Below are 26696 nucleotides of genomic sequence, written 5' to 3'. Positions count from 1 at the left end.
CTCTCAGGCGTCTGCCATACCTCCCGCCTCGGCCAAGAGCGCCCTTGTCACCGCATGGCGCGGCGCGCGCAGCACCTCCGCCGCGGGGCCGGTTTCTACGATCTCGCCGCCGGCCACCACGGCCACGCGATGGGCCAGCTCGGCCACCAGCGCCATGTCATGACTGATGAGCAGCAGCGCCATGCCGCGCGCCGCCTGTTCGGCCTGCAAGAGCGCCACCATCTCGGCCCGCAGCACCGGGTCGAGCGCGCTCAGCGCCTCGTCGGCGATGAGCAGATCGGGCGCGAGGATGAGGGCGCGGGCCATGGCCGCCCGCTGCCGCTGCCCGCCCGAGACCGCGCCGGGCCGCCGCGTCAGCAGAGCGGCATCAAGCCCCAGCCGCGCAGATAGCGCCGTCGCCCTTTCCTCGGCCTCTGGCCGCGTCACGCCGAAATTGCACGGGCTGTCGGCGATCTGCGCGCCAAGGCTGCGGCGTGCGTCAAAGCTTTGCAGCGGGTCCTGAAAGATCATCTGAAACCGCGCCCGGTCGGCCCGCGACAGGTTCTGCCCCGCCCCCAGCAGCACCCGATCCTCCACCTGCACATGGCCCCCCGAGAGCCTCTCGATCCCCAAAAGCGCCCGCGCCAGGCTCGTCTTGCCTGCGCCCGACGGGCCGATCAGCGCCAGACATTCGCCGCGCCGCAACTCGAGCGCGACATCGCGCAGCGCCGCCTTTCGCCCGCGACCCCGCGCGGGATACTCGAGGCAGAGCCCCTCGGCCCGCAGCCACGGCGCCGTCTCAGGCGCGCGCCCCGCCTCAGGCCGCACAGGCGCGGACCCGAGCATCTCCGCCACCGGCCCCTCAGCCACGATCCGCCCCGCCTCGATCCGTGCCACCCGGTCGGCCAACCGCCGCGCCACGCCCGCATCATGGGTGATGAGCAGCACCGCCAGCCCCTCTTCGCGGCGCAACCGGTCAATGAGATCGAGAATGCCCGCCTGCGTCACCGGATCGAGCGCGGTCGTCGCCTCATCCGCGATCAAGAGTTTCGGCCCCCGCGCCAGCGCCAGCGCCAGCATCACCCGCTGCGCCATCCCACCCGAGAGCTCATGCGGATAGGCCTGCATCACCTCCGGGCCAAGCTCGACCCGACGCAACCATTCATGGGCCTGCGCCCGTGCCTCGCCCCGCCGTATTCCGGGCTGCAAACGCAGGCTCTCGATAAGCTGCGCACCGATGCGCCGCCCCGGGGTCAGCGCCGCCGCCGAATCCTGAAACACCATGCCCGCCAGACCGCCACGCAGCTGCCGAAGCTCTGCCGGAGGGAGAGCCGTGAGATCGCGCCCATCGAGCCACACGCGCCCCGCAGTGATCCGGTTGCCATCGAGCAGATCGAGCCGCAGCACCACCCGGCCCAGCACCGATTTCCCCGCCCCCGACGGCCCCAGCAGGCAGAGCACCTCGCCCGCCCCGATGGTCAGATCGATGCCTTTCAGGATCTCCGTCCCATCCGGGGCAGAGACGCCGAGGCCGCAGAGCGCCAGACGGGCCGGGACGGATGAGTTCTGCGGCACGGGGCGTCCTTCTTTCGGGGCTGCGACATCAACTTGCAGTTTAGCGGTTGATTTCCAGAAGAAAATATCAAAGCTTGTTCCCCGGGGGCCCAGGCGCCCCACGCCACGGGGCATTTCCGTGGCCCAGACATTCAACCCCACTCGTCATGTCGCCCAGCGACGGCCCGGACAGAACGGCGCGGAGACGCATATGAACCTTTCCATCCCCCCCGCAAGCGCCCCCTCGGCGCGCCGGCGTCTCGCATCCGTGGCCCTGACGCTTGGCTGTCTCGCCACGCCGCTCATGGCCCAATCGCAAGACACGGGCGAACGCGGCCGCGATGGCCGGCTCGAGATGATCTATTGGCAGGCCCCCTCGACGCTCAACCCCTATCTCTCGAGCGGCGCCAAGGACACCGAGGCCGCGAGCATCGTGCTCGAACCGCTGGCGCGCCATGATGCGACGGGCGCGATGGTGCCCTGGCTTGCCACCGAGATCCCGACGCTCGACAATGGCGGGGTGAGCGAGGATCTCACCCGCATCACCTGGACCCTACGCGAGGGTATCACCTGGTCCGATGGCAGTGCCTTCACCGCCGAGGATGTGGCCTTTACCTGGCGCTATTGCACCGCCCCCGGAACCGGCTGTGCCCAGGCCGATATGTTCGACGATGTGGCCGAGGTGACCGCCCCCGATGCGCGCAGGGTCGAAATCCGCTTTTCCACCCCCAAACCCTATCCCTATCAGCCCTTTGTCGGTGCCCAGGCCCCGATCCTGCAGGCCGCGCAATTCGCCGAGTGTCTCGGCCCCGAAGCGGCGGGCTGCAGCGCGCAGAACTTTGCCCCGATCGGCACCGGCCCCTATCGCGTCGCCGAGTTCCGCAGCAATGACACCGTGCTCTTCGAGGCCAACCCCGCCTATCGCGACCCCGCAAAACCGGCCTTTGCCGAGATTTCGCTCAAAGGCGGCGGCACCCCGACCGAGGCCGCCCGCGCGGTGCTCGAGGCGGGGGCCTTCGACTATGCCTGGAACCTGCAACTGCCGCCCGATCTGCTGAGCGCCATGGCGGCGGCGGGGCACGGCACGCCGGTGGTGGCCTTTGGCGCGGTGGTCGAACGGCTGGTGGTGAATTTCTCCGACCCCGACCCGGCGCTCGGCGAGGCGCGGGCGACCTTTCTCCAGCAGCACCCGATCCTGTCGGAGCGCCTCGTGCGCGAGGCGCTGAGCCTTGCCATCGACCGCGCCGCGCTGGTCGATCTGGGCTATGGCGACACCGGACGGGTGACCTGCAACATCCTGCCGCCGACGATGCTGGCGACCGAAGAGGCGCTCGCGCCCTGCCCGGCGCAGGATCTCGACGCGGCGCGTGCCCGGCTTGACGAGGCGGGCTGGACGGACAGCGATGGCGACGGCATCCGCGACAAGGACGGCACGCCGCTGCGCCTGTTGTTCCAGACCACCACCAACGCCGTGCGGCAGGATTTCCAGATGGCACTCAAACATTGGTGGGGCGAGATCGGCATCGACACCGAGCTGCGCCATATCGATGCCTCGGTGTTCTTTGGCGGCGACACCGGCAGCCCCGACACGATGCAGAAATTCTTTGCCGATATTCAGATGTACGCGGCGAGCTTTACCGGCACCGACCCCGAGGCCTATCTCGCTGGCTGGACCTGTAGCTCTATCCCGCGCCCGGAAAACCAATGGCAAGGCAGCAACACTGGCCGCTGGTGCCATGCCGAGTTCGACGCGCTTCTGGCGACGCTGGCCCAGACCGCCGGGCTCGCGGCGCGCGCCGCGCTCATCCGGCAGCTCAACGATCTCTTGGTGCAGGATTACGCGGTCATCCCGCTGGTCGACCGGGGCCGGGTCTCGGCCCATCTGCATGATCTCAAGGGCGTGGTGATGAACAGCTGGGACAGCGAGTTCTGGAACATCGCCGACTGGCACAAGAGCCCGGTTTCGCGCTAGGCTGCACGGCGTGCGAGACCACAGAGGGACCAGCCAGGTGCCAGTTTGTTGACATTCACCCTCCGCCGGCTCGGCTGGGCGATCCCGACGCTGCTCGTCATCGCGCTCGCGCTCTTTGCCCTGATCGATCTGGCCCCGGGCGATCCCTTGGCTCAGCTGCCCTTGGGCGTCTCGCCCGAGGTCGAGGCCGAGATGCGCGCGGCCCTCGGCATCGACCGGCCCGCGCCCGATCGTTTTGGCCTCTGGCTGCAACAGATGTTCTGGATCGAACCGGCGCAGGCGGTGAACGCGCTGTTTGGCACCGGCTGGGCCGAGGACATGCCGCGCCTGATCAGCTGGCAAAACCGCGCCCCGGTGATGCAGATCATCGGCGAACGCCTGCCCCAGACGCTCTGGGTGGTGGGGGCGGCCTATGTCGTGGGGCTGCTCCTTGCGGTGCCGCTGGGGATCATCTCGGCGCTGCGGCAGTATTCGCTCTTTGATCACCTGACGGGGGGCATTTCGGTGCTGGGCTATGCGCTGCCGCCGTTTTTCACCGGGGCGGTGCTGATCCTGCTCTTCACCACCACGCTGGGCTGGCTGCCGCTCTCCTATGACGGGTTGCACCGGGTCGAGGATTGGCCGAGCCTGCGCTTTCAGCTCTGGCAGATGACCCTGCCGGTCATGGTGCTGAGCCTGCAGACCACCGCGCTTCTGAGCCGCTACATGCGGGCCGCGATGCGCGACGAGCTGCGCGCGCCCTATGTGCTCTCGGCCCGCGCACGGGGCCTGTCAGAGCCACGGGTGATCCTCCTCCACGCCCTGCCCCGCGCCCTCGGCCCGGTGGTGAGCGTCGCGGCGCTCGGCCTGCCACAGGTCTTTGGCGGCGCAATCATCACCGAGCAGATTTTCCGGGTGAATGGCGTCGGTCACCTGCTGATCACCGCCCTGAAGGCGAGCGATTGGCCCGTGGTGCTCACCATCACCTTCCTGCTGGCGGTGCTGATCGTGCTCTGCAACCTGCTGGCCGATCTGCTCAACGCCTGGCTCGACCCAAAGCTGCGCCATGGATAGACGCCGCAGCCCCCGCCCGCGCCGTGCCCCGGCCCGCGCCGCCCGCGCCACGCTCGGGCTCATCTTGCTGCTGGTGCTGCTCGGGCCGCTGCTCTGGCCCCATGCCGCCGATGCGGTGGATTTCGGCCAGCGCAACGCCGCCCCCTCGCTCGCCCATCCCCTCGGCACCGATCAGCTTGGCCGTGACCTGCTGGCACGGCTCTTCGAGGGTGGGCGGCTAACCTTGGCGGTGGGCGGCGCGGCCATGGCGCTGTCGCTCCTGTTGGGCTGCGCCATTGGCCTCGCGGCAGGGCTCTTTCCGCGTCTCGACGGGCTCTTGATGCGGCTCACCGATCTCTTTCTGTCGCTGCCCCTGCTGCCGATCCTCTTGGTGGCGGTCATGCTCTTCCGCGACCGGCTGAGCGGCGCGTTCGGCCATGACGTCGGCCTCTTCCTGCTGGTGGTGCTGGGCATTGGGTTCACCTCCTGGATGATGACGGCGCGGGTGGTGCGCGGGCTGACCCAGACGCTGATGCGGCGCGACTTCATCATCGCCGCCCGTGTCGCAGGCGCCAGCACCGGCGCGCTCGTCACCCGGCATATCCTGCCCCATTGCGCCTCGGCGATCCTCGTCTCGGCCACCTTGGGCATCGCCAATGCCATCCTGCTGGAAAGCGCGCTGAGCTATCTCGGCCTCGGCTTTCCCGCCGATATGCCGAGCTGGGGCCGCATGTTCACCGAGGGCCTGCCCTATCTGAGCGACCGGCCAGGCCGCGCCCTCTGGCCCGGCGCGATGATCTCGCTCACCGTGCTCGCGGTGAGCTATCTGGGCGACGGGCTGCGCGACCGCATCGCCGACGAGATCCACCTGCCCCGCTAATGCACCGCGCCGCGAATGCGCCGGATGATGAGCCAGACCGCCAGGATGATCGGCAAGGTCACCAGCGCCGTCAGCACCCCCTTGCTCATCCCCAGCCCCGCCGCCAGCGGATAGAGAAGATAGCCCGCCAGCGACACCGCGTAATAGCTGATCGCCACAACGCTGAGCCCCTCGACGGTCTTCTGCAGCTTGAGCTGCATATCGGCGCGCTGATCCATGCTCTCGAGCAGCGATTGGTTCTGCGCGCTGCGCTCGACCTCGACCCGCGTCCGCAGAAGCTCGCCCGCGCGCCGCGCCCGGTCCGCCATCGCCGCGAGCCGCGCCTGCGTCGATTCCACCGTGCGCATCGCCGGCTGATAGCGCCGCATCATGAACTCGGTAAAGGTCTGCCGCCCCTCGAACCGCTCTTCGCGCAACACGTTGATCCGCTGCGTCACGATCCTCTCATAGGCTGCCGTCGCGCCAAAGCGGAACGAGGCCCGCGCCACCATCGCCTCGAGCTCGGCGGAAATATCGAGAAGCACCCGCAGCGTCTCTTCCGAGCTCGAGCCGCCGCCGGTCATCTCTTCGATCATCCGGCTGAGCCGCGCGTCGATCTCGCCCATCCGAGGCTCGAGCGACCGCACCCGCGAAAAGCCGAGCATCGACATCGACTTATAGGTCTCGATCTCGCAGAGCCTGGTGACGATGCGGCCCACCCGATTGGGCCCGATCGAGGGCGCGGCAATCACCAGAATGCGCTGATGCCCGGCCTCGTCGATGCGGAAATCCGACGCGATCACCGCCGCATTATCAAGCACCCGCGCCACCGCCACGCTCTCGGCCACGAAGTGATCGGCAATCGCCGCACGGGCGTTTTCCTTGTCCTTCCACGGCACCACCCGGATCAGCGCCGAGGTGATCCGCACCCCGGGCGCCTCGGTCAGCCAATCCTCCGGCAGGACCGAGGCCTCGGCCGGATCGAACGGCCGCTGGCCCGCGCCTTCGGCAAAGACCGTGTAGGTCACAAACTCGGTATGGCTTTCCCAGCGCAGCGTATGGCGGCCGATCTTGCCGGAATAATGCGTGGCCCCGGGCTGTGGATGCGGCGCGCCATGGCGATCGAGAAGCGCCACCAGATGCGCCAAATCCTGATCCCGGTCGCGGGCCGCCGCCCCCTCTTCGCGCTTGATCGCCAGAAAGAGCCCCGTGGCCGGCACCGACATGGCTGGAAAGGGCCGCGCGTGAAGCTCGTTGGCAAGGCTATAGCGCAGCGGATGGTCGGCGATGGGCGGCATGTCTGTGATCCCCGTTGGTTCGCCACACCCTAGGGATGATTCGCCCCGATGAAAAGGAATTACTGTGACATCGCAAGGGCTTGGCCGCATACCATTGTATGCCGCAGCGCAGCGATCAGACGCGGGTCACTCGGCAGTGCCCGCCTCCAGCGTCCAGCCCTCGCCCTGCCATTTCTCCGCCACCTGATGCAGCCCGTCGAGCGCCCGGTGCAGCTCTGCGCCTCTGCAGCTCATCGCATAGGTCACCTGCGGCGGGATCGTCGGCACCACCTCGCGGGTGATCAGCCCCGCCGCCTCGAGACCGCGCAGCCGCTCGGTGAGCATCTTGGCCGAAATCCCGGGGATAAGCGTCTTGAGCGCGCCAAACCGCTGCGGCCCCTCGCTGCGCAAGAGCCACAGGATATAGAGCGTCCAGCGCCCGCTCACCGCCCGCAAAAGCGGGTCCATCGGGCATTGGCCGGGGGTATGCGCCAAATTTTTCGACGCCGCGCGGCCCTTAATTTCCTGATCCATCATGTCGCTCATGACATTTTTTTCCTTAGTTACCAAAAGGTACCCACTTACGTTTTGTAAGTAAAGCCCTTACCTCCCCTCTCACACAAGGAACACACGCCCCGCGGGGCATCTGAATGGAGGCCAACATGGCAAATATCGAAATCGTTTACTTCTCTGGATATGGACATACCGACCGGCTCGCACAAGCGGTGGCCGATGGCGCGGGCAATTCCGCCCGGCTCTGGAAACTCTCCGAAGACGGCACCCTGTCCGACGACGCCTGGGAGGCGCTCGATCAGGCCGATGCCATCCTCTATGGCAGCCCGACCTACATGGGCGGCCCGGCCTGGCAGTTCAAACGCTTCGCCGATGACAGCTCGAAACGCTGGTTCGCCCGCGACTGGCAGGACAAGCTCGCCGGTGGCTTTACCAACTCGGCCAGCACCAATGGCGACAAGGGCTCGACCCTGGCCTATTTCAACACGCTCGCCTCGCAGCATGGCCAGATCTGGGTGAGCCTCGGTCAGGCGCCCTCTAACACGCTGGCCAGCACGCCTTCGGACATCAACTGGGGCGGCGGCTCGGTCGGTGTCACCGCCATCTCGCCCAGCGATTCCAGCCCGGACCAGGGCCCGCGCAACGGCGATCTCGACAGCGCCCGCGCCTTTGGCGCCCGCGTCGCCAGCCTCGCCGAGCGCTTCGCCGCCTGACACCCTGCCCCGAAAAACACCCTCCCGGCGCGCGTTACGCCGGGGGGCTCTGCGCCGCTTGCATCTGCCGCAACAGCCCGTCGAGCTGCGCCCGCTCCGCCGCATCGAGCCCCGCCAAGAGCCGCGCCTGCGTCGCCACATGCGCCTCGAGCATCCCCTCGATCCGCGCCAGACCCTCTGCCGTCAGCCCGACCAGAACCGACCGCCGATCGCCCTCCTGCGCGATCCGCTCGACCAGCCCGGCCTTGACCAGCTGGTCGATCCGGTTGGTCATCGTCCCCGAGGTCACCATGCTGCTGGCAATCAGATCGCCGGGTGACAGCCGATAGGGCGCGCCCGCCCGCCGCAACGTCGCCAAAAGGTCAAATCCCGCCGCATTGATCCCATGCGCGCGAAAGGTCTTTTGCATCTCTGCACTCATCTCGAGCACCAGCCGCGACATCCGGCCGATGATCGCCATCGGCCCGGTGTCGAGATCGGGCCGCTCCCGCGCCCATTGCGCGATGATCTTGTCCACATGATCCATGCACATACCCTGTGCGCGGGTTATCTTGACGTCAAGAGATTATCACATATCTTGACGTCAAGATTTCTTCTCCCCTCCCGCGTCAGGACATCTCATGACCCGTCAAACCGATCTCGCCCTCACCGCGCTCGCCCCCGCCATCTGGGGCAGCACCTATATCGTCACCACCGAACTCCTGCCGCCGGGCCATCCGCTCGGCATGGCGATGCTGCGCGCCTTGCCCGCCGGGTTGCTGCTCATCTTGCTGCTACGGCAAATGCCGCCCCGCCGCTGGCTCGGGCGGATCTTCCTGTTGGGCGCGTTGAACTTCACCCTCTTCTGGGGCTTTCTCTTTCTCGCGGCCTATCGCTTGCCCGGCGGGGTGGCGGCGACGCTCGGCGCGGTACAGCCGCTCTTTGTGCTCTTCCTATCCCGCGCCCTGCTGGGCAGCGCCACGCCGCCTGTGGCAATCCTCGCCGCCCTGGCCGGGATCGGCGGCGTCGGCCTGCTGGTCCTTTCACCCGAGGCACAGCTCGACCCGGTGGGGATTGCCGCCGGGCTCGGCGGTGCGGCCAGCATGGCGCTCGGCATGGTGCTGAGCCGCCGCTGGACGCCGCCCGTCTCAGCCCTCACCTTCACCGCCTGGCAGCTCGCCGCCGGGGGGCTCTTGTTGCTGCCGCTGGCGCTCTGGCTGGAGCCGCCGCTGCCCGCGCTCGACCGCGGTGCGCTGCTTGGCCTGTTGTGGCTTGGACTGGCGGGTGCGGTGCTGACCTATGCGATCTGGTTTCGCGGGTTGGCGCGGCTCGGCCCGGCGTCGCTCTCGGTGCTGGGCTTTGTCTCGCCGCTCTCGGCGGTGCTGCTCGGCTGGGCCATCGCGGGCCAGACCCTCAGCCCGCAACAGACCATCGGCGCCGCCACCGTGCTCGTCTCGGTCTGGCTCGGCCAATGGGCGCTGCGCCCGGCCCCCGCAAGGCCCGCGCCGCTGCGCGCCGCCTGACAGCCCCCCAAAACGCAAAACGCCCCGGCAGACACCGGGGCGTTTTCTTTTGTCTCGCAGTCCCGATCAGAGACGGGTCAAGAGGCTCGACACGCTGTCCTTGGCATCGCCATAGAACATGCGGGTGTTCTCCTTGTAGAAGAGCGGGTTCTCGATACCGGAATAGCCGGTACCCTGACCGCGTTTCGACACGAACACCTGCTTCGCCTTCCACACTTCGAGAACCGGCATGCCCGCGATGGGGCTGTTCGGGTCTTCCTGTGCGGCCGGGTTCACGATGTCGTTCGAGCCGATCACGATGACCACATCCGTCTCCGGAAAGTCCTCGTTGATCTCATCCATCTCGAGCACGATGTCATAGGGCACCTTGGCCTCGGCCAGAAGCACGTTCATATGCCCCGGCAGACGGCCCGCGACCGGGTGGATCGCAAAGCGCACCGATTTGCCCGCCGCCCGCAGCTTGCTGGTGAGCTCGCTCACCGCCTGCTGCGCCTGCGCCACCGCCATGCCATAGCCCGGCACGATGATCACGCTGTCAGCGTCTTTGAGTGCGGTCGCCACGCCATCGGCATCGATCGCCACCTGCTCGCCCTCGACCTCCATCGCCGGGCCGGTGGTGCCACCGAAACCGCCGAGGATGACGCTGACAAAGGAGCGGTTCATCGCCTTGCACATGATGTAACTCAGGATTGCACCGGACGAACCGACCAGCGCACCAACCACGATCAAGAGATCATTGCCGAGGCTGAAGCCGATCGCCGCCGCCGCCCAGCCCGAGTAGCTGTTGAGCATCGACACCACCACCGGCATATCGGCGCCGCCGATGCCCATGATCAGGTGATAACCGATGAAGAACGCCAAGAGCGTCATCACCAGCAGCGGCCAGAACGCGCCCGTGTTGAGATAGACGATCAGCAGGATGAAGGACGCAATCGCCGCCCCCGCGTTGAGCAGATGCCCACCGGGAAGCTTGGTCGCCGCCGAGCTGAGCTTGCCCGCCAGCTTGCCAAAGGCCACAACCGAGCCGGTGAAGGTCACCGCGCCGATAAAGACGCCGAGAAACACTTCGACCCGCAGGATGTTGATTTCGACCGCATCTTTCTTGGCCAGAAGCGCGGCAAAGCCGGTGAGGTCCTTCTTTTCTGCGGCTTCCATCGCCAGAACCCGGCCCAGTTCGATATCGGCGTTAAAGCCGACAAAGACCGCCGCCAGACCGACGAGGCTGTGCATCGCCGCCACAAGCTGCGGCATCTCGGTCATCTGGACGCGCTGCGCGACCATATAGCCGATGATGCCGCCGCCCGCGATGAGCAGCACCGACAACAGCCACAGGCCAGAGCCCGGCCCGATCAGCGTCGCAAAGATCGCGAGCCCCATGCCGACGATCCCGTACCAGACCGCGCGCTTGGCGCTTTCCTGGCCCGACAAGCCGCCCAGCGACAGGATGAAGAGGACAGCGGCAACAACATAGGCCGCAGTGGTAAATCCGAAATCCATTATCCCCTACTCCTTACGATTTCTGGAACATGGCGAGCATGCGCCGGGTCACGAGGAAGCCCCCGAAAATGTTGATCCCTGCCATGAAGACGCTGAGCGCCGCCAAGAGGATCACCAGGAAACTGCCCGATCCGATCTGCATCAACGCGCCGAGGATGATGATCGACGAGATCGCATTCGTCACCGCCATGAGCGGCGTGTGCAGGCTGTGGCTGACGTTCCAGATCACCTGGAAGCCGACAAAGACCGACAGAACGAAAACGATGAAATGCTGCATGAAACTCGCCGGGGCAACGGTGCCAACCAACAGCAGCAAGCCGCCGCTGACCGCCAGCAAGGTCACCTGCTGCTTGGTCTGCGCCTTGAAGGCTTCCACTTCCTTGGCGCGTTTTTCCTCCGGGGTGAGCTCCTTGGGCGCGTCCTTCTTGGGCTGCGCCGCAATCGCCTGAATTTTCGGCGGCGGCGGCGGGAAGGTCACGTCACCGGCATGGGTCACGGTGGCGCCGCGGATCACGTCATCCTCCATGTCATGCACGATCACACCATCCTTTTCAGGGGTCAGATCGGTGAGCATGTGACGGATGTTCGTGGCATAGAGCGTCGAGGATTGCGACGCCATGCGGCTCGGGAAATCGGTATAGCCGATGATGGTCACGCCATTGTCGGTGACGATCTTCTCATCCATGACGGTGAGCTTGCAATTGCCGCCCTTTTCCGCCGCCAGATCGACGATCACGCTGCCCGGCTTCATCGCCTTGACCATATCCTCGGTCCAGAGCTCCGGCGCTTCGCGGTTCGGGATGAGCGCGGTGGTGATGACGATGTCCATCTCCGGTGCCAGCTCGCGGAACTTGGCCAGCTGGGCCTCGCGGAACTCGGGGCTCGACACCGAGGCATAGCCGCCCGAGGACGACCCGTCCGCCTGCTCTTCCTCGAAATCGAGATAGACGAACTCGGCGCCCATCGATTCCACCTGCTCCGCCACTTCGGGGCGCACGTCGAACGCATAGGTCACAGCGCCCAGCGAGGTCGAGGTCCCGATCGCCGCGAGACCCGCGACACCGGCACCAACGACCAGAACCTTTGCCGGCGGCACTTTGCCCGCCGCGGTGATCTGCCCGGTGAAGAAACGGCCGTAATTGTTGCCCGCCTCGATCACCGCGCGATAGCCCGCGATATTGGCCATGGACGACAGCGCGTCCATCTTCTGCGCCCGGCTGATGCGCGGCACCATCTCCATGGCGACGACCGTCGCGCCCTTCTTGGCGGCGGCCTGCATCTGCTCTTCATTGCCACCGGGGTTGAAGAAGGAGATCAGCGTCTGCCCCTTGCGTAGCCGCTTGAGCTCGGCCTCGGTGGGCACCCGCACCTTGGCGACCACGTCGCAGGATTTCCACAGCGCGGCGGCGGTGTTGATCACCTCGACCCCGGCCGCCTTGTAATCCGCATCCGCAAACCCGGCCTTTTCGCCGGCCCCGGCCTCAATGGCACATTCATGGCCCAGTTTCTGCAGCTGCAGCGCCGAGTCCGGCGTCATCGCCACTCGGTTCTCACCGTCCAAAACTTCCTTGGGCGTTCCGATCTTCAAGACATGATCCCCCTTTTTTTCATCCCTACCCGGCGCCTGACGGACCAGTTCCGCCGATATGATTGTTGCGCTCTCCACCGGGTGTTCGCGCAATATTATTGCGCGCCCGACAAAATCGCCAGCGCATTTTTCTGCACTGCGACAATTCCGCCGCGCCCGATGGCCGACCTGCCCCTCCCAAAGCGGACGGTTTCGGCCTGACAAGCGTCGTTATTTCACATTTTCGGCATGGATACGATAACCTGATTTCCCTAAATCATGTGGGTCATCGCGGAATTTGCCCCAGATGCGGCAGCGCAGCGGTCAAAACGTCCCCTCAGACGCGCCTCGGGCCCAGCGATCCGGCCATTCCGCCCCGCGCCGCGTTGCAGCATTCGCGCCACAGCCCGCCGCCGCAGAATCAGGCCCCTCTCAATCGAGCGTGTAGAACTCCGGCGCGATCGCCAGCTGCCAGCTCACCCGATCCGCCTCCAGCGCATAGACCGGTTCCGCCCCCAACATCGACGCCGCCAGCTTGGTCAGCACATCGGTGCCAAACCCGTGCGACGTCGGCGGCGCGGGGATCTCGATCCCGGTCTCGGCCCAGTTGACCTGCAAGAGCGTCCCGCCCTCCTCGGCGACCAGCTCCCAGCTCAGGGTGATCTCGCCCGCAGGCTGCGCCAACCCGCCATATTTCGACGCGTTCGTCGCCAGCTCATGCAGCGCCATGCCGAGAACCTGCGCCGCCGTCACATCGACCGACACCTCCGGCCCCAGCAGATGCACCCGGCTCAGATCGCTCACGAAAGGCCGCAGCTGCGACACCGCGAGACTGCGCAGGGACGCCGCCTGCCAGCGCCCCTGCACCAGCACATCGGTCGAGGTCACCAGCGATTGCAGCCGCGCCCCGAAAATATCGGCAAACTCCGCCAGGCTCGCCGCCTTGCGGGCGGTCTGGCGATGGATCGCATTGACCACGGTGAGCATGTTCTTGGCGCGGTGGATCACCTCGCGCGCCTCCGCCTCGCGGGCCTCTTCCTCGGCCCGCATCTCGGTCACATCGCGCAGGATGTTGGAAATCGCCACGACATCGCCGTCCTGCCCCCGGATCGGCGAGGCCGTGACCCAAAGATCGAGCCGCCGCCCGTCGCGCCCGCGCATCTCCGCCTCGAAATCGGTGAGCTCGCCGCTCAGAACATCGTCGCGATAGCGCCCCATGCTCTGCTCCCATTCCTCCGGATAGAGCATCCGCACCGACTGGCCGAGCACCTCTTCAGCCGCCAGCCCAAACAGCTCTTCCGCCGCATGGTTCCAGGTCAGGATCGCCCCGCTGAGATCATGGCTAAGGATCGCATCGCGCGACGACGCCACCAGCGCCGAGAGGATTTCCGCATCCCTTATCGCCTCGCGCGCGTCGCTCTGGCTGACATAGCGGGTGGTGATGTCGCGATGCTGAATCACCGCATAGGGCTGCCCGCCCTCGCCCAAGAGGCGGAAACTGTACAGCTCGAACCAGCGTTTCTTGCCCGGCGCATGACAGGGGTATTCCGACCGGTAGGGCGTGCCGCTCTTGAGCGTTTCGCGCACCCCGCGCGCCACCGCCCCCGCCGCCGCATCCGACGCGGTGATGCCGCTTTGACAAATCTCGAAATAATTGGTGCCGATATACTGGCTCTCGGTGTCGCCGCCATTCTCTGCGCAAAACCGCCGCCAGGCCGCGTTCACATGCTGCACCCGCCCCGCCGCGTCGATCACCACCACCACGTCGATCATCGCGTCAAGAAAGGCCGGTAGCCCCACCGGCAGAGCGATTTCATCCTGGCTCAGCAAAGTCATAAACGCGTCAAGATCTCTTCAGGGCTGTGAAATGCGGCAAAAACACAAGGGGCCCACGGGCGCACAATAGCAAACCCGGCCAACCTATCGGGTTCGCCCTTTTGGCACAACGCCTTCCTGCCCCGCCATATCCGCCCTTGCGGCCTGCAACGCGCGGCGGCACCATGGCGCCATGACACGAGACGAGTTCAATGCCTTCTGCGCCGCCCTGCCCGCCACCTCACATGTGGTGCAATGGGGCAATGCCGATGTCTGGAAGGTCGGCGGCAAGGTCTTTGCCATCTGCGGCTGGAACGAGGGGCGCGACGCCTTCACCTTCAAAACCGGCGACATCGCCTATGAGGTGCTCCGCGATCAGCCCGGCCTGCGCCCGGCCCCCTATCTCGCCTCGCGCGGCATGAAATGGATACAGCAGTTCGACCGCCCCGGCCTCTCGGATGCCGAACTGCGCGACCATATCGAGGCGAGCTATCGCATGGCGATCGATCGCATGACCCGCAAGGCGCGCCGCGAATTGGGGCTGAAAACCTCGGCTTAGGCCGCGCTCCGCGCCCGCGCGCCCTGCGCCCAGGCCCGCGCCGCATCGCCAAAGGCGCTGAACAAGGGCCGCGACACCGGATCGGTGCAGGCGTTATATTCCGGATGCCACTGCACCCCCAGCGCAAAGCCCTTGGCCCCCTCGACATAGATCGCCTCGGGCGTGCCATCGGGCGCGTGGCCGTCGATCACCACGCCCTTGCCCGGGCGCACGATGCCTTGGCCATGCAGCGTGTTGGTCATCACCTCCACCGCGCCGAGCAGCCCGTGAAACGGCCCGCCCTCGCTGAACCGCACCACATGGCGCAGCGCGAATTTCTCTTCGAGCGTGCCATCGGGCGGCATCCGGTGGTTTTCCCGCCCCGGAAGCTCGCGGATCTCGGGATGCAGGCTGCCGCCCAGCGCCACGTTCATCTCCTGAAAGCCCCGGCAAATGCCGAGAACCGGCTGCCCGCGCTCGACACAGGCCCGCACCAGCGGCAGGGTGATCGCATCCCGCGCCCGATCAAACGCGCCATGCGCCGGGGTTTCGTCCTCGCCATATTCGCTGGGATGGACATTGGGCCGCCCGCCGGTGAGCAGAAACCCGTCACAGACATCGAGCAATTCCTCGACCGTGACGAACCGCGGATCGGCGGCAATCGCCAGCGGCATACAGCCCGCCACCTCGGCCACGGCAGTGGTGTTCATCACCCCCACCGCATGCACGGGATAGCGATCCTCAAGTTCCTGAAAATTCCCGATGATCCCAATGACCGGACGCGCCATGTTTGTCGATTCTCCTGACCTACACTGGCATCCATACTACGGCGCAAGCGTCAAGAAAACGTCGCCAAGAGGCAAGACGCCTGTGCAGCGCCGCACATCCTGCCGCAAAATCAGGCCGGAGACACCGGCCTGATCAAGGCTTGGGCATCGCCGAGGCGGTGTTAATCGCCCGCAGGTACCGTCTGCGTCTCGGCCCCCTCAGTGGCGCCCGGCGTGGCCTCTGGCACGACCCCCGGCTCGGCCGGCGCCACTTCCGGCGCGCGCGTCTCATCGGCCTCTTGCTGCTGGACCACCCCGGCCGGGGCCTCCTCGCCCGAGGCGTCACGCGGCTCATTGCCATTGGCGACGAGCCAGATCCCGAGAATGCCGATCATCAGCACGCCAAAGAGAAAGGCCAGCGCCATCCCGCTCAGCGGCCCTTTGTGGCGGCGTTCCTGTTCGTGAATATTGGTTTGCGGTGCGGACATCTGCTCCCTCCAATCGGTCAAAGGCGGCAGGCGGCCCATTGCACACCTGCCCTCGGGCACATAACGTCCCGCCGAAACAGAAGTTCCCAAGCCCAAGGACAGCAGGATGAAAGACGCAAGCCCCGCGCCGGTCTATCTCAAGGATTACACCCCCTTTTCCCATCTCGTGGACGAGGTGCATCTGACCTTTCAGCTCGAGCCCGCGAAAACCCGCGTCATCAGCCGCATCCGCTTTCGCCCGAACCCCGACGCCACCGCCGCGCCGCTGCGTCTCGATGGCGAAGGGCTGACGCTCCTTTGGGCCAAGATCGACGGCACACCCGTCACCCCCGAGGTGGACGAGGCAGGCCTCACCTGCGACGTGCCCGACGCGCCGTTCCTCTGGGAGGCCGAGGTCGAGATCAACCCCGAGGCCAACACCGCGCTCGAAGGGCTCTACCGCTCTTCCGGCATGTATTGCACCCAATGCGAGGCGCAGGGCTTTCGCAAGATCACCTATTACCCCGACCGCCCCGACGTGATGAGCATCTTCACCGTGCGCATCGAAGGCGAGGAAAGCGTGCTGCTCTCCAATGGCAACCCGGTGGCCTCGGGCGATGGCTGGGCCGAATGGCACGATCCCTGGCCCAAACCCGCCTATCTCTTCGCGCTGGTGGCGGGAAATCTCGTCAACCACCCCGACCGTTTCACCACCGCCTCGGGCCGCGAGGTAGAGCTCAACATCTGGGTGCGCCCCGGTGACGAGGGCAAATGCGCCTTCGGCATGGAGGCGCTGAAACGCTCCATGGCCTGGGATGAAGAGGTCTATGGCCGTGAATACGACTTGGACATTTTCAACATTGTCGCCGTGGATGACTTCAACATGGGCGCGATGGAAAACAAAGGCTTGAACATTTTCAACTCAAGCTGCGTTCTAGCCAGTCCCGAGACCTCGACGGACGCGAACTTTGAACGCATCGAGGCGATCATCGCGCATGAGTATTTCCACAATTGGACCGGCAACCGGATCACCTGCCGCGACTGGTTTCAGCTTTGCCTCAAAGAGGGTCTCACCGTCTACCGCGACGCCCAGTTCACCTCCGACATGCGCTCGGCCCCGGTGAAACGGATCGAGGACGTCATCGCCCTCCGCGCCCGGCAGTTCCGCGAGGACAACGGCCCGCTCGCCCACCCGGTGCGCCCCGCCTCATTTGTCGAGATCAACAATTTCTACACCGCCACCGTCTATGAAAAAGGCGCCGAGCTCATCGGCATGCTGAAAACCCTCGTCGGCGACGAGGCCTATGCCCGCGCGCTCGATCTCTATTTCAGCCGCCACGATGGCGACGCCGCCACGATCGAGGATTGGCTCAAGGTGTTCGAGGATGTGACCGGCCGCGACCTGAGCCAGTTCAAACGCTGGTATGAACACGCCGGCACCCCGCGCCTGCATGTGACCGAGGATTATGAGGGCGACCGCTACACGCTCACCTTCCGGCAGGAAACACCCCCCACCCCCGGCCAGCCCGAGAAACCGCCGCGCGTCATCCCCATCGCCCTTGGCCTGCTCGGCCCCAATGGCGACGAAATCCTGCCCACCCAGGTGCTCGAGATGACCGAGGCGGAGCAGAGCTTTACCTTCGACGGCATCCCGTCGCGCCCGACGCCCTCGATCCTGCGCGGCTTTTCCGCCCCGGTGATCCTGACCCGCCCGAGCAGCAACAGCGAACGCGCCTTCCTGCTCGCCCATGACACCGACCCGTTCAACAAATGGGAGGCCGGGCGCGCCCTGGCCCGCGACGGGCTTCTGTCGATGATCACCAAGGGCGCCGCCCCCGATGATCTCTACCTTGACGCGGTGCTCACCATGGCCCGCGACGACAGTCTCGATCCCGCCTTCCGCGCCCTCGCCCTCGCCCTGCCGAGCCAGGACGATCTCGCCCAATCGCTGCATGAGGCCGGGCACACCCCCGACCCGCAGGCGATCTGGGACGCGCTCGAGACCCTGCGCCAGGCCCGCGCCCACAGGCTGCAGGACCTCGCGCCGCGCCTCTATGCGCAATATCAGGTCGAGGCCCCCTACGCCCCCGATGCCGAGCAATCCGGCGCCCGCGCCCTCGCCAATGCGGCGCTCGGCCTGATCACCCGGCTCGATGGCGGTGCCCAGGCCCAGGCCCAGTTCGACCGCGCCGACAACATGACCCAACAGCTCGCCGCGCTGGCCAACCTGCTGCAGGCCGGTAGGGGCGAGACCGCGCTCGCCGCCTTCTATGATCAATGGAAGGACGACCGTCTGGTGATCGACAAATGGTTCTCGCTGCAGGTGCTCCACGCCGCGCCCGACCGCGCCGCCGAAATCACCCGGGCGCTCACCGAACATCCCGATTTCACCCCGCGCAACCCCAACCGCTTCCGCGCCACCCTGGGCGCGCTGGCGCAGAACCACGCAGGCTTTCACCATGCGAGCGGCGCGGGCTATGCGCTCTTGGCCCAGTGGCTCAAGACGCTCGATCCGATCAACCCGCAGACCACCGCCCGCATGTGCACCGCCTTCGAAACCTGGACGCGCTACGACGCCGCCCGTCAGGACAAGGCCCGCGATGCGTTGGAGGATCTGCTGGATCTCGACGGGCTGAGCCGCGACACGACCGAAATGGTCACCCGCATTCTCGAAGCCTAAGAGGGGGAGAGACCGGGGACGGCAGGGATCAGTTGCGCCCTGCCGCTTCCTTTTCGGGGATGGTGGCGATCTCATCCTCGGAGGCGCCCGTGACCGACGCCACTTTCACAACCGCGGCAAGATCCGCAGGCCGTGCATTGGGCCGCGCAGTCGCGCTCTCCTGCGCTCCCGCCGCCGCAATCTGCGCCCCGAAATTCGCGGGCCGCGCCTTGGGCCGCTGGGTCAGACCGACGCAATAGGGCTGCTTGCGCATCCAGCGCTTCATGTCCTCGCGCTTGGCCCGGCTGTGGAATGGCCCCCAATCGGCGGCCACGCCCCGCATCCCCGCCGACACAACGCCATCGCGCGGCACTGTCACCGCCATGATCCGCGTCGCACAGGCAAGGTTGAGCGCCCCGTTCTTGAGCGCCCCGCCGCTGCGCGCCTGACAGCCATAGCCGCGCGCCGTGGCGGGCAGGATCTGCAACAGCCCGTACCATTTGCCGCCACCGCCCACCGCATCGGGACGATAGGTGCTCTCATGCTTGGCCAGGGTCGACATCAGCCCGACCCAGAACGCCCGCCGGTCGGCGGCGCTCGCCATCGGATAGGCCGGGCACCAATTGGCAATGTCACGCGGCACCGTGTTGACCAGCGGCTTGCCATGGGTCTTGAGCGCCCCAAGCGCCGCGCGCGTCCACATGTCCGAGCCGCGCCGCCCCTGCCAGCGGGTCTGCGGCAAGGTCTCGAGCCGCGCCTGAGGCCGCGACATCGCCCATTCCGGGCGCGGCATGGCGGGCAATTCATCGGGCGTGGTGATCATGCCAGAGGCCGCTGAGGCCACCGAGGTCGGCATCAAAACCGCCCCCGACGACAGGCCCTCGCCCGCCACGACGGGGGTCGCCACACCAAAACCGGTGCCCAAACCGCTGCACAGAATCGCAAGGCAAATATGTCGTAATCTGGCTTTCATCGCCGCAAGACTTCCCCAAAGCCGCCGGAAAATCAATCTGACCCCCGAAAGCTCCACGCGATGACCTTTGACGGGTCATTATTATGCCCAGAATCGCCGTCACTTTCGGGCCAAGCCAACGATAATAAACGGATGCCAGAATGCCTGTGACACGCCTCATCAAACGCGCCCTCGCCACCCAGACCGCCCAGTTCCTGCGGCGGCCCTCCGGCGCGGATTGGGACGGCCAAACCCAACTGTCACAACAAGAAATTGACCATATGGCACAGCGCATCCTGCTCCCCTCGCTGCCCGTCTCGGACGAGGAAATGGCCCGCGCGCAATTTCAGGACCGGGGTCAGAAAATGGCCCGTCAGGAAAACTGGCCGGCGCTTTCGGCGGCAATCCGCGCAGCAGACGAGACCCGGCTCGCCACACCGGGCGGCGAGATGGCCACAATGCTGCTCGCCTATGGCGCACGCGGCGATGTGACCGCCGCCGCCGAGGACGCGCTCTATGATGGGGTGGTGCCGCCGAACCATGGCATCGACGCGCTCGAAGAGGCCGCCGAAGAGCTGCCCGGCGACTATCCCACCGCCCTCGTCACGGCGCTGGCGCATATGGATATCGGGCTGGCCTGGCGCAACCTGCCAAAGACCATCACCCAGATCGACATCACCGACCGCGCCGCCCGCACCCATCACCATTTCGCCCGCGCCGCCCAGCTTCTCGCCCCCCATTGCGGCCTCACCCATGACGCGCCCTCGCTGGCCGCCGCGCAATGCGCCCTGCTCGCCGGGCAAACCCCGTCGCAACGTCAGGTGGCCGACGATTACGAGGCGTTGATCCGGCTCGATCCCAACAGCCCGAAACATCTTCGCGCCATGGGCCGGGCGCTGCTGCCCGAATGCGGCGGCTCGCTGGCACAGCTCGAACTCGAAGCCCGCCGCGCCGCCACCCTCACCCAGTCGATCTGGGGCGCCGGCGGCTACACTTGGGTCCATCTCGACGCGCTGGCGCTTGACCCCGACGCGCTGATCCGGCTCGACGCCGAGTTTTTCGCCGATGGCATGCGCGACATCCTCGCCCGCCGCAAGAACCAGCATATCGCCAATCTCCTCGCCGCCTATTGCGCCGCCGCGCTCAAGGGCGCGCCCGGTGCCCCCGGTGCGACGCCAGACAGCGCCGCCACCAACGCCGCCAAGGTTGACCCCGCCACCGGCACCGCCCTGCGCGCGCTCTTCGAATGGGTGCTCTCCACCCATCTGCAGGAATTGCACCCGCTGATCTGGACCGAGGCGCTGCACCGTCCGGGCCTCGCCACAGCACTGCCCTCGCGCCGTTCGCTGGTGCGCGCGGGCCGTCACGCGGCGCTCGGCATGATCGCCACGGTCTTTGCCGACAAGCTCGCCAATGGCCGCTCCATCGCCTTTTCCACCGCCGGCATGTATCAGCTCGACCCGATGTAAGCCCGATGTAAGCCCATTCTGCCTTGCCCCCTCGCCCGCCCTGTCCTAGAACGCCCACGTTCTGAACAGCCATGGTGCGACGATGCTTGACCTCACATATGACACGCCAAAGCCCAAGGTGATCGCCGGGGCCAAACAGGATTGGGAACTGGTGATCGGGATGGAAGTCCACGCCCAGGTCGCCAGCCGGGCCAAGCTTTTCTCGGGCGCCTCCACCCAATTCGGCGCCGAGCCGAACTCGAACGTGGCCTTCGTCGACGCCGCCATGCCCGGCATGCTGCCGGTGATCAACGAATTCTGCGTCGAACAGACCGTGCGCACCGGGCTCGGGCTCAAGGCGGACATCAACCTGAAATCCGCCTTCGACCGCAAGAACTACTTCTACCCCGACCTGCCGCAAGGCTATCAGATCAGCCAGCTCTACCATCCGATCGTCGGCGAAGGCGAAATCCTCGTCGATCTCGAGCCCGGCATCGCCCGGCTCGTGCGCATCGAACGCATCCATATGGAACAGGACGCGGGCAAATCGATCCACGACATGGACCCCAACATGTCCTTCGTCGATCTCAACCGGACCGGCGTCTGCCTGATGGAGATCGTCTCGCGCCCCGACATCCGCGGCCCCGAAGAGGCCGCCGCCTATGTCGGCAAGCTGCGCCAGATCCTGCGTTACCTCGGCACTTGCGACGGCAACATGCAAAACGGCAACCTGCGCGCCGATGTGAACGTCTCCATCTGCCAGCCCGGCGCCTACGAGAAATTCCGCGAAACCGGCGATTTCTCGCATCTCGGCACCCGCTGCGAAATCAAGAACATGAACTCGATGCGCTTTATCCAGGCCGCGATCGAGGTCGAAGCCCGCCGTCAGATCGCCATCGTCGAGGCAGGCGGCGCGGTGGTGCAGGAAACCCGGCTCTACGACCCGGACCGCAACGAAACCCGCTCGATGCGCTCCAAGGAAGAGGCCCATGACTACCGCTACTTCCCCGATCCCGACCTGCTGCCGCTCGAAATCGAACAGGCCTGGGTCGACGAGATCAAGGCGTCCCTGCCCGAGCTCCCCGACGAGAAAAAAGCACGTTTCGTGACCGCCTTCGGGCTGAGCGAATATGACGCCAGCGTGCTCACCGCCGATGTCGCCAACGCCGCCTATTTCGAAGAGGCCGCCCAGGACCGCGACGGCAAACTGGTGGCGAACTGGGTCATCAACGAGCTTTTCGGCCGCCTCAAGAAGGACGACCGCGACATCACCGACTGCCCGGTCACCCCGGCCCAGCTCGGCGGCATCGTCGATCTCATCGCCTCCGACGCCATCTCCGGCAAGATCGCCAAGGACCTCTTCGAGATCGTCTACACCGAAGGCGGCGACCCGGCCCAGATCGTCGAAGAACGCGGCATGAAACAGGTGACCGACACCGGCGCCATCGAGACCGCCGTCGATCAGATCATCGCCGACAACCCGGCCCAGGTCGAAAAGGCCAAGCAGAACCCCAAGCTCGCCGGCTGGTTCGTCGGTCAGGTGATGAAAGCCACGGGCGGCAAGGCCAACCCCAAAGCCGTCAACGAAATCGTCGCCGCCAAGCTCGGCCTCTAAGGCCAAGGTAACGACAAACAGACGTAACACGGGCCGGGGTCACCCCGGCCCGTTTTCTTTTGCAAACAAGTTATTACAGCAACCGGACCGCCATACCGCCATCCACCGCCACCGGCGCGCCAGTCACGAAACTCGCCCGATCCGACAGAAGAAAGAGCGCCGCCTGCGCGATCTCCCGAGGCTCCGCCATACGCTTCATCGGATGCAGCCCGGCGATAAACTCATGGGTCGCGGGATCATCCCCCGCCATGCCCGTCTTGGTGCCACCGGGCAGAACCGTGTTGATGCGGATATTCTGCGCCGCATGGTCCGAGGCCAGCGACTGCACCAGCCCGAGAAGCCCCGCTTTCGAGGCCGCATAGGCCGCCATTCCGGGCAGGCCGCCATTGCTGACCCCGACAAAGGTTCCGGTGAACACGATCGAGCCGCCACCCCGCTCGGCCAGCGCCGGGATCTGCGCCTTCGCTGCGAAAAAGGCGCTGGTGAGATTACTCGCAAGAACGGCGTGCCAGTTGCCTGCCTCCATCTCCGATACCGGCCCCATCTCGCCCATCATCCCCGCATTGTTGAACGCGCCATCGAGCCCGCCGAACTGCCGCTGTGCCAGATCGACAAGATCGCCGAGATAGGTCTCGTCGGTCACATCCCCGGCAAGGCAGATGGCCCGCCCATTGGCTTGTGTGATCTGCCCCGCGATCCGGTCGAGCTCGGCGCCCCGCCGGGCCCCGAGCAAGACATTCGCCCCCTCCGAGGCAAATAACAGCGCAGCCGCCGCGCCGATCCCACTGCTCGCGCCGGTGATGAGGATGGTTTTGTTTCGAAGTTCCATGGTCATGCCTTTCTTTGACTAGAGGCCCCTCCCTTAGGCCCCGACCCAAAGACCGCACGACCCGCTTCTTGCGGGTGCGCCGCCCCCAGACCTGAAAGCGCAAGAAACGGGTCGGCACGCCATCCACCCCCGCCATCCGGCATCCCCAAGCCGCGCCGCGCCGTGCCGGGGCCCGGCGACCCTCGCCAGCCATCTACCGCTTTATCCCGGCCACTCCGAAACCCCCCGAAATCTCACGGCCCCGCCCCCAAATCGCCGTGCCCCCGGACGGCACGGCGATGCGCGGCGGGCCAAGGCCCTTGCCCCGCGCCCCCCTATTCCGCCGCCTCGACCCGACGCCAGCCGGGAAACGGGTCCGCCATCCCGGCGAGTGCCGCCAGCGCCTCGGGGCCGCGCGCCGCCGCCTCGGGCACCAGGGCCGCATCGAGCCGCGCCCGCAGCGCGACCCAGTCGATGCCGCTGCCGATGAACACGATCTCCTGCCGCCGGTCGCCCCAGGGCTCCTGCCAATGCGCCTGCATATAGGCGCGCGCGCTGTCATGATCGGGGCGGCGCGCCTCGGGCACGCTGGCCCACCACTGGCCCAAGGGCGCCACCGACGACAACGCCCCCGCCAGCGAGAACTCGGCCACCCATTCGGGCCGCGTCGCGATCCAGAAATGCCCCTTGGCCCGGATCACCCCCGGCAGATCACCGTTCAACACCGCGTGAATTGCCTCTGGCACAAAGGGCCGCCGCGCCCGGTACACATAGCTGGTGACACCATATTCCTCGGTCTCCGGCACATGGTCGGCAAACCCATAGAGCTCCTTGGCCCAGAGCGGATGCTCATGCGCCTTGTCAAAATCAAAAAGCCCGGTGTCGAGCACCAGAGCCGGCGCCACCTCCGACCGGTCGGTCTCGATGATCTTGGCATCGGCATTGAGGCTGCGAATGATCTTGCGCGCCGCATCGACCCGCTCGGGCCCCGCATCGCTCACCTTGTTGAGCACGATCACATCGGCAAACTCGATCTGATCGGTGAGCAGATGCACCAGCGTCCGCTCATCGCCCTCGCCCATGACCTCGCCCCGGTCGTGCAGGAAATCATGGCTGGCGTAATCGCGCAAAAGGTTCACCGCATCGACCACCGTCACCATCGTGTCGAGCCGCGCCACATCCGACAGGCAGTCCCCCGCCTCGTCGCGAAACTCAAACGTCGCGGCCACCGGCAGCGGCTCGGAAATCCCCGTCGACTCGATGAGCAGGTAATCGAACCGCCCCTCTGCCGCGAGCCGGCGCACCTCGACCAGAAGATCGTCGCGCAAGGTGCAGCAGATGCACCCGTTCGACATCTCGACCAGCGTCTCATCGGTGCGCGACAGCTCGGTATCGGCGCGCACCAGATCGGCGTCGATATTGACCTCCGACATGTCATTGACGATGACCGCCACCCGGCGCCCCTCGCGGTTGTTGAGCACCCGGTTGAGCAGGGTCGTCTTCCCCGCCCCGAGAAATCCGGACAAAACGGTCACGGGCAGTCGGTTGTCACGCATTGGTAAAACTCCTGTTTGGGCGGCCGGCGCGGCCTGGGTCACGTCGCGAATCTGTTATAGTATAACATTACAATCCGCAACCCAGACCGCCCCCCAGACCGCATCCCGCCTGACCCGCCGCCAAAGGGTTAACGCCCCAGCCCCCGGCCGCCGCCCGGCCCAAAGCCGCACTGTCGTGATACCGACGCAATACCGACGTGCTGCCGACGCCGCATTTCGCGGCCCGGACACAGGTTAACGACGATCCACAGCGCCAGCGGCCTTTCTCTTTGCAATCCGCCCCCCCACGCCCTATTTCCTGAGGGGAGCAGAGCAAATGACAGCGGAATTCCATGCCCGAGCCCAAGCCCTTCATGTCCACCTGGCACGAGATTGAACCGGGCTGGATCGACTATAACAACCACCTTAACATGGGCTATTACACGGTGCTCTTCGACCGCGCCGCCGATGAGGTGTTCGAGCAATTCGGCTTCGGTCCCGACTATCTCAACCGGACCAATCACACGACGTTTTCGGGCGAATTTCACCTGCGCTACCTGCGCGAGGTCAAGCTCGGGGACAAGCTGAGGTCTTCCTTCTATCTCATTGATTATGATGAGAAACGCTTTCACACCTTTCAGGAACTTTACCACGAGGACGGCTGGATTTCCGCCACTGGCGAAGGCCTGACCCTGCATGTCGATCTGACCGGCCCCAAGGTGGCGCCGATGCCCTCCGACATCCTCGACCGCGTCTCTGCCATGCAGCGCGCCCATGCCGATCTGCCCCGCCCCGAGGGCGTCGGCCGCCGCATCGGCATCCCCCGCAAATCCGCGTGATCCCACGCCGCCCAAGTCAAAGGACGACGCCCATGCACCGCTATGAATACAAGGTCATCCCGGCCCCCGGCAAAGGCCTCAAGGCCAAGGGTCTCAAATCCCCCGAGGCCCGTTTCGCCTATGCGCTCGAAACCGCGATGAACGAGCTTGGCGCCGAAGGCTGGACCTACCTCCGCGCCGACATCCTGCCCAGCGAAGAACGCCAGGGCCTGACCTCCTCGCACACCGTCTACCGCCCACTTCTGGTCTTCCAACGGCCGCTCGATCCCGGCGCCTCCGCGCCCGCGCCGCTGCCCATGGAAGAGGCGGACGCACCCGCAGACGAGGCACAAGAAGAGCCCAAGAAACCCCCTGAAACCAGTGAGTTGCCCACCAAAGCTTCTTCAGAACCTGAAGCGAAAACCCCCGACACCACCGCGGACCCCGCCGCGCCGGAGACATCCGACACGACGGAGACGCCGCGCAAATCCGACTAGGTATCGAGTTCCAGCGCCAGCGCGTGAATGCGCCCGAGAAGGTCCTTGCCCAGCGCCCCATGCACCGCCCGATGCCGGGCGATCCGACTCAGCCCGCCGAAATCCGGGCTGCGCAGCCGCACCCGGAAATGGCTCTCGCCGCCCTCCTGATATCCGGCATGGCCCCGGTGACTTTCGCTCTCGTCGATGACCTCCAAATCGGTTATCTCAAAGCCCGATTCCAACGCTCGGCGGATCTCTTCCGTTCTCGTCATTTTTTCGCTCTGCCCTCTTCTCTTTACCGTCATTTAGCCTAAACTCTCCGCTCCGAGT

The 26696-nt window shown here is 66.1% G+C and carries 24 protein-coding genes; 11 read left to right on the top strand and 13 right to left on the bottom strand.

Annotation, left to right across the window (positions count from 1 at the left end; genetic code table 11):
- Nucleotides 1–3: 3 nt before the first annotated feature.
- The gene (locus tag WA237_RS06200; protein ID WP_336097050.1) at nt 4–1554 is read right to left on the bottom strand and encodes an ABC transporter ATP-binding protein; all 1551 of its coding nucleotides are present in this window, start codon (nt 1552–1554) and stop codon (nt 4–6) included.
- 190 nt (nt 1555–1744) lie between these two features.
- On the opposite strand from WA237_RS06200, the gene WA237_RS06195 reads away from it, so the two are divergent.
- From WA237_RS06195 to WA237_RS06185, 3 genes are read left to right on the top strand one after another with little or no spacing between them, the layout of a single operon-like run.
- The gene (locus tag WA237_RS06195; protein WP_336097049.1) at nt 1745–3505 is read left to right on the top strand and encodes a peptide ABC transporter substrate-binding protein; all 1761 of its coding nucleotides are present in this window, start codon (nt 1745–1747) and stop codon (nt 3503–3505) included.
- A 45-nt stretch (nt 3506–3550) separates the two neighbouring features.
- On the top strand, nt 3551–4558 hold the full coding sequence (locus WA237_RS06190) for an ABC transporter permease (protein WP_336097048.1): 1008 nt from the start codon (nt 3551–3553) through the stop codon (nt 4556–4558).
- The gene (locus WA237_RS06185; protein ID WP_336097047.1) at nt 4551–5417 is read left to right on the top strand and encodes an ABC transporter permease; all 867 of its coding nucleotides are present in this window, start codon (nt 4551–4553) and stop codon (nt 5415–5417) included. The genes WA237_RS06190 and WA237_RS06185 overlap by 8 nt, the downstream gene beginning before the upstream one ends.
- Here the strand turns inward: WA237_RS06185 and WA237_RS06180 are convergent.
- Together WA237_RS06180 and WA237_RS06175 are read right to left on the bottom strand one after the other, a co-directional pair.
- Nucleotides 5414–6694, bottom strand: a complete 1281-nt coding sequence (locus WA237_RS06180; RefSeq protein WP_336097046.1) for a DUF3422 family protein — start codon at nt 6692–6694, stop codon at nt 5414–5416. The genes WA237_RS06185 and WA237_RS06180 overlap by 4 nt on opposite strands.
- A 126-nt stretch (nt 6695–6820) precedes the next feature.
- Nucleotides 6821–7219, bottom strand: a complete 399-nt coding sequence (locus WA237_RS06175; protein WP_336097045.1) for a winged helix-turn-helix transcriptional regulator — start codon at nt 7217–7219, stop codon at nt 6821–6823.
- 116 nt (nt 7220–7335) lie between these two features.
- On the opposite strand from WA237_RS06175, the gene WA237_RS06170 reads away from it, so the two are divergent.
- A complete protein-coding gene (locus WA237_RS06170) occupies nt 7336–7899 on the top strand; it encodes a flavodoxin family protein (RefSeq protein ID WP_336097044.1) in 564 nt (187 codons plus the stop codon).
- Between the two features lie 34 nt (nt 7900–7933).
- On the opposite strand, the gene WA237_RS06165 is transcribed toward WA237_RS06170, so the two are convergent.
- Entirely contained in the window at nt 7934–8425 is a 492-nt protein-coding gene (locus tag WA237_RS06165; RefSeq protein ID WP_336097043.1) for a MarR family winged helix-turn-helix transcriptional regulator, read from the bottom strand.
- 94 nt (nt 8426–8519) lie between these two features.
- Between WA237_RS06165 and WA237_RS06160 the strand changes: the two genes are divergently transcribed.
- Nucleotides 8520–9401, top strand: a complete 882-nt coding sequence (locus WA237_RS06160; protein ID WP_336097042.1) for an EamA family transporter — start codon at nt 8520–8522, stop codon at nt 9399–9401.
- A 66-nt stretch (nt 9402–9467) separates the two neighbouring features.
- Here WA237_RS06160 and WA237_RS06155 read toward each other — a convergent pair whose 3' ends face one another.
- From WA237_RS06155 to WA237_RS06145, 3 genes are all read right to left on the bottom strand, one after another.
- Nucleotides 9468–10898: an NAD(P)(+) transhydrogenase (Re/Si-specific) subunit beta gene (locus WA237_RS06155; RefSeq protein ID WP_009812084.1), complete on the bottom strand. Its 1431-nt coding sequence runs from the start codon at nt 10896–10898 to the stop codon at nt 9468–9470.
- A gap of 13 nt (nt 10899–10911) precedes the next feature.
- Nucleotides 10912–12486: a Re/Si-specific NAD(P)(+) transhydrogenase subunit alpha gene (locus WA237_RS06150; RefSeq protein WP_216016876.1), complete on the bottom strand. Its 1575-nt coding sequence runs from the start codon at nt 12484–12486 to the stop codon at nt 10912–10914.
- Nucleotides 12487–12897: 411 nt separating this feature from the next.
- Nucleotides 12898–14301, bottom strand: a complete 1404-nt coding sequence (locus tag WA237_RS06145; RefSeq protein WP_336097041.1) for a PAS domain S-box protein — start codon at nt 14299–14301, stop codon at nt 12898–12900.
- A 172-nt stretch (nt 14302–14473) separates the two neighbouring features.
- Here WA237_RS06145 and WA237_RS06140 point away from each other — a divergent pair, with 172 nt between their 5' ends.
- Nucleotides 14474–14839 (top strand): MmcQ/YjbR family DNA-binding protein, encoded by a 366-nt coding sequence (locus WA237_RS06140; RefSeq protein WP_336097040.1) that lies wholly within the window; start codon nt 14474–14476, stop codon nt 14837–14839.
- Here the strand turns inward: WA237_RS06140 and WA237_RS06135 are convergent.
- Both WA237_RS06135 and WA237_RS06130 read right to left on the bottom strand, forming a co-directional pair.
- A complete protein-coding gene (locus tag WA237_RS06135) occupies nt 14836–15606 on the bottom strand; it encodes a gamma-glutamyl-gamma-aminobutyrate hydrolase family protein (RefSeq protein WP_336097039.1) in 771 nt (256 codons plus the stop codon). The two genes, WA237_RS06140 and WA237_RS06135, sit on opposite strands and share 4 nt — an antisense overlap.
- Before the next feature lie 161 nt (nt 15607–15767).
- Nucleotides 15768–16073 carry a hypothetical protein gene (locus WA237_RS06130; protein ID WP_216016874.1) on the bottom strand — a complete coding sequence of 102 codons (306 nt, stop codon included), beginning with the start codon at nt 16071–16073 and terminating at the stop codon, nt 15768–15770.
- 106 nt (nt 16074–16179) lie between these two features.
- Between WA237_RS06130 and pepN the strand changes: the two genes are divergently transcribed.
- Nucleotides 16180–18732: an aminopeptidase N gene (gene pepN, locus WA237_RS06125; protein ID WP_336097038.1), complete on the top strand. Its 2553-nt coding sequence runs from the start codon at nt 16180–16182 to the stop codon at nt 18730–18732.
- Between the two features lie 28 nt (nt 18733–18760).
- Here the strand turns inward: pepN and WA237_RS06120 are convergent, their stop codons facing one another.
- Nucleotides 18761–19618: a transglycosylase SLT domain-containing protein gene (locus WA237_RS06120; RefSeq protein WP_336097037.1), complete on the bottom strand. Its 858-nt coding sequence runs from the start codon at nt 19616–19618 to the stop codon at nt 18761–18763.
- A 206-nt stretch (nt 19619–19824) separates the two neighbouring features.
- Between WA237_RS06120 and WA237_RS06115 the strand changes: the two genes are divergently transcribed.
- Nucleotides 19825–21132: a hypothetical protein gene (locus WA237_RS06115; RefSeq protein WP_336097036.1), complete on the top strand. Its 1308-nt coding sequence runs from the start codon at nt 19825–19827 to the stop codon at nt 21130–21132.
- Between the two features lie 82 nt (nt 21133–21214).
- The gene (gene gatB, locus WA237_RS06110) at nt 21215–22726 is read left to right on the top strand and encodes an Asp-tRNA(Asn)/Glu-tRNA(Gln) amidotransferase subunit GatB (protein ID WP_336097035.1); all 1512 of its coding nucleotides are present in this window, start codon (nt 21215–21217) and stop codon (nt 22724–22726) included.
- A 73-nt stretch (nt 22727–22799) separates the two neighbouring features.
- Here the strand turns inward: gatB and WA237_RS06105 are convergent, their stop codons facing one another.
- Entirely contained in the window at nt 22800–23555 is a 756-nt protein-coding gene (locus WA237_RS06105; protein ID WP_336097034.1) for an SDR family oxidoreductase, read from the bottom strand.
- Nucleotides 23556–23869: 314 nt separating this feature from the next.
- Nucleotides 23870–25090, bottom strand: coding sequence for a GTP-binding protein (locus WA237_RS06100; protein WP_336097033.1), 1221 nt, complete (start codon nt 25088–25090; stop codon nt 23870–23872).
- 332 nt (nt 25091–25422) lie between these two features.
- On the opposite strand from WA237_RS06100, the gene WA237_RS06095 reads away from it, so the two are divergent.
- Together WA237_RS06095 and WA237_RS06090 are read left to right on the top strand one after the other, a co-directional pair.
- On the top strand, nt 25423–25908 hold the full coding sequence (locus tag WA237_RS06095; RefSeq protein WP_336097032.1) for a thioesterase family protein: 486 nt from the start codon (nt 25423–25425) through the stop codon (nt 25906–25908).
- Nucleotides 25909–25940: 32 nt separating this feature from the next.
- Entirely contained in the window at nt 25941–26384 is a 444-nt protein-coding gene (locus WA237_RS06090; RefSeq protein WP_336097031.1) for a hypothetical protein, read from the top strand.
- On the opposite strand, the gene WA237_RS06085 is transcribed toward WA237_RS06090, so the two are convergent.
- Nucleotides 26381–26638, bottom strand: a complete 258-nt coding sequence (locus WA237_RS06085) for a BolA family protein (protein ID WP_336097030.1) — start codon at nt 26636–26638, stop codon at nt 26381–26383. The two genes, WA237_RS06090 and WA237_RS06085, sit on opposite strands and share 4 nt — an antisense overlap.
- Between the last annotated feature and the right edge of the window lie 58 nt (nt 26639–26696).

It is taken from the genome of Roseovarius sp. CH_XMU1461 (assembly GCF_037027165.1).
In the GTDB taxonomy this organism is placed as follows: domain Bacteria; phylum Pseudomonadota; class Alphaproteobacteria; order Rhodobacterales; family Rhodobacteraceae; genus Roseovarius; species Roseovarius nubinhibens.
The sequence above is the reverse complement of the archived record's forward strand: the minus strand, read 5'-3'. Positions and strand labels throughout refer to the sequence as shown.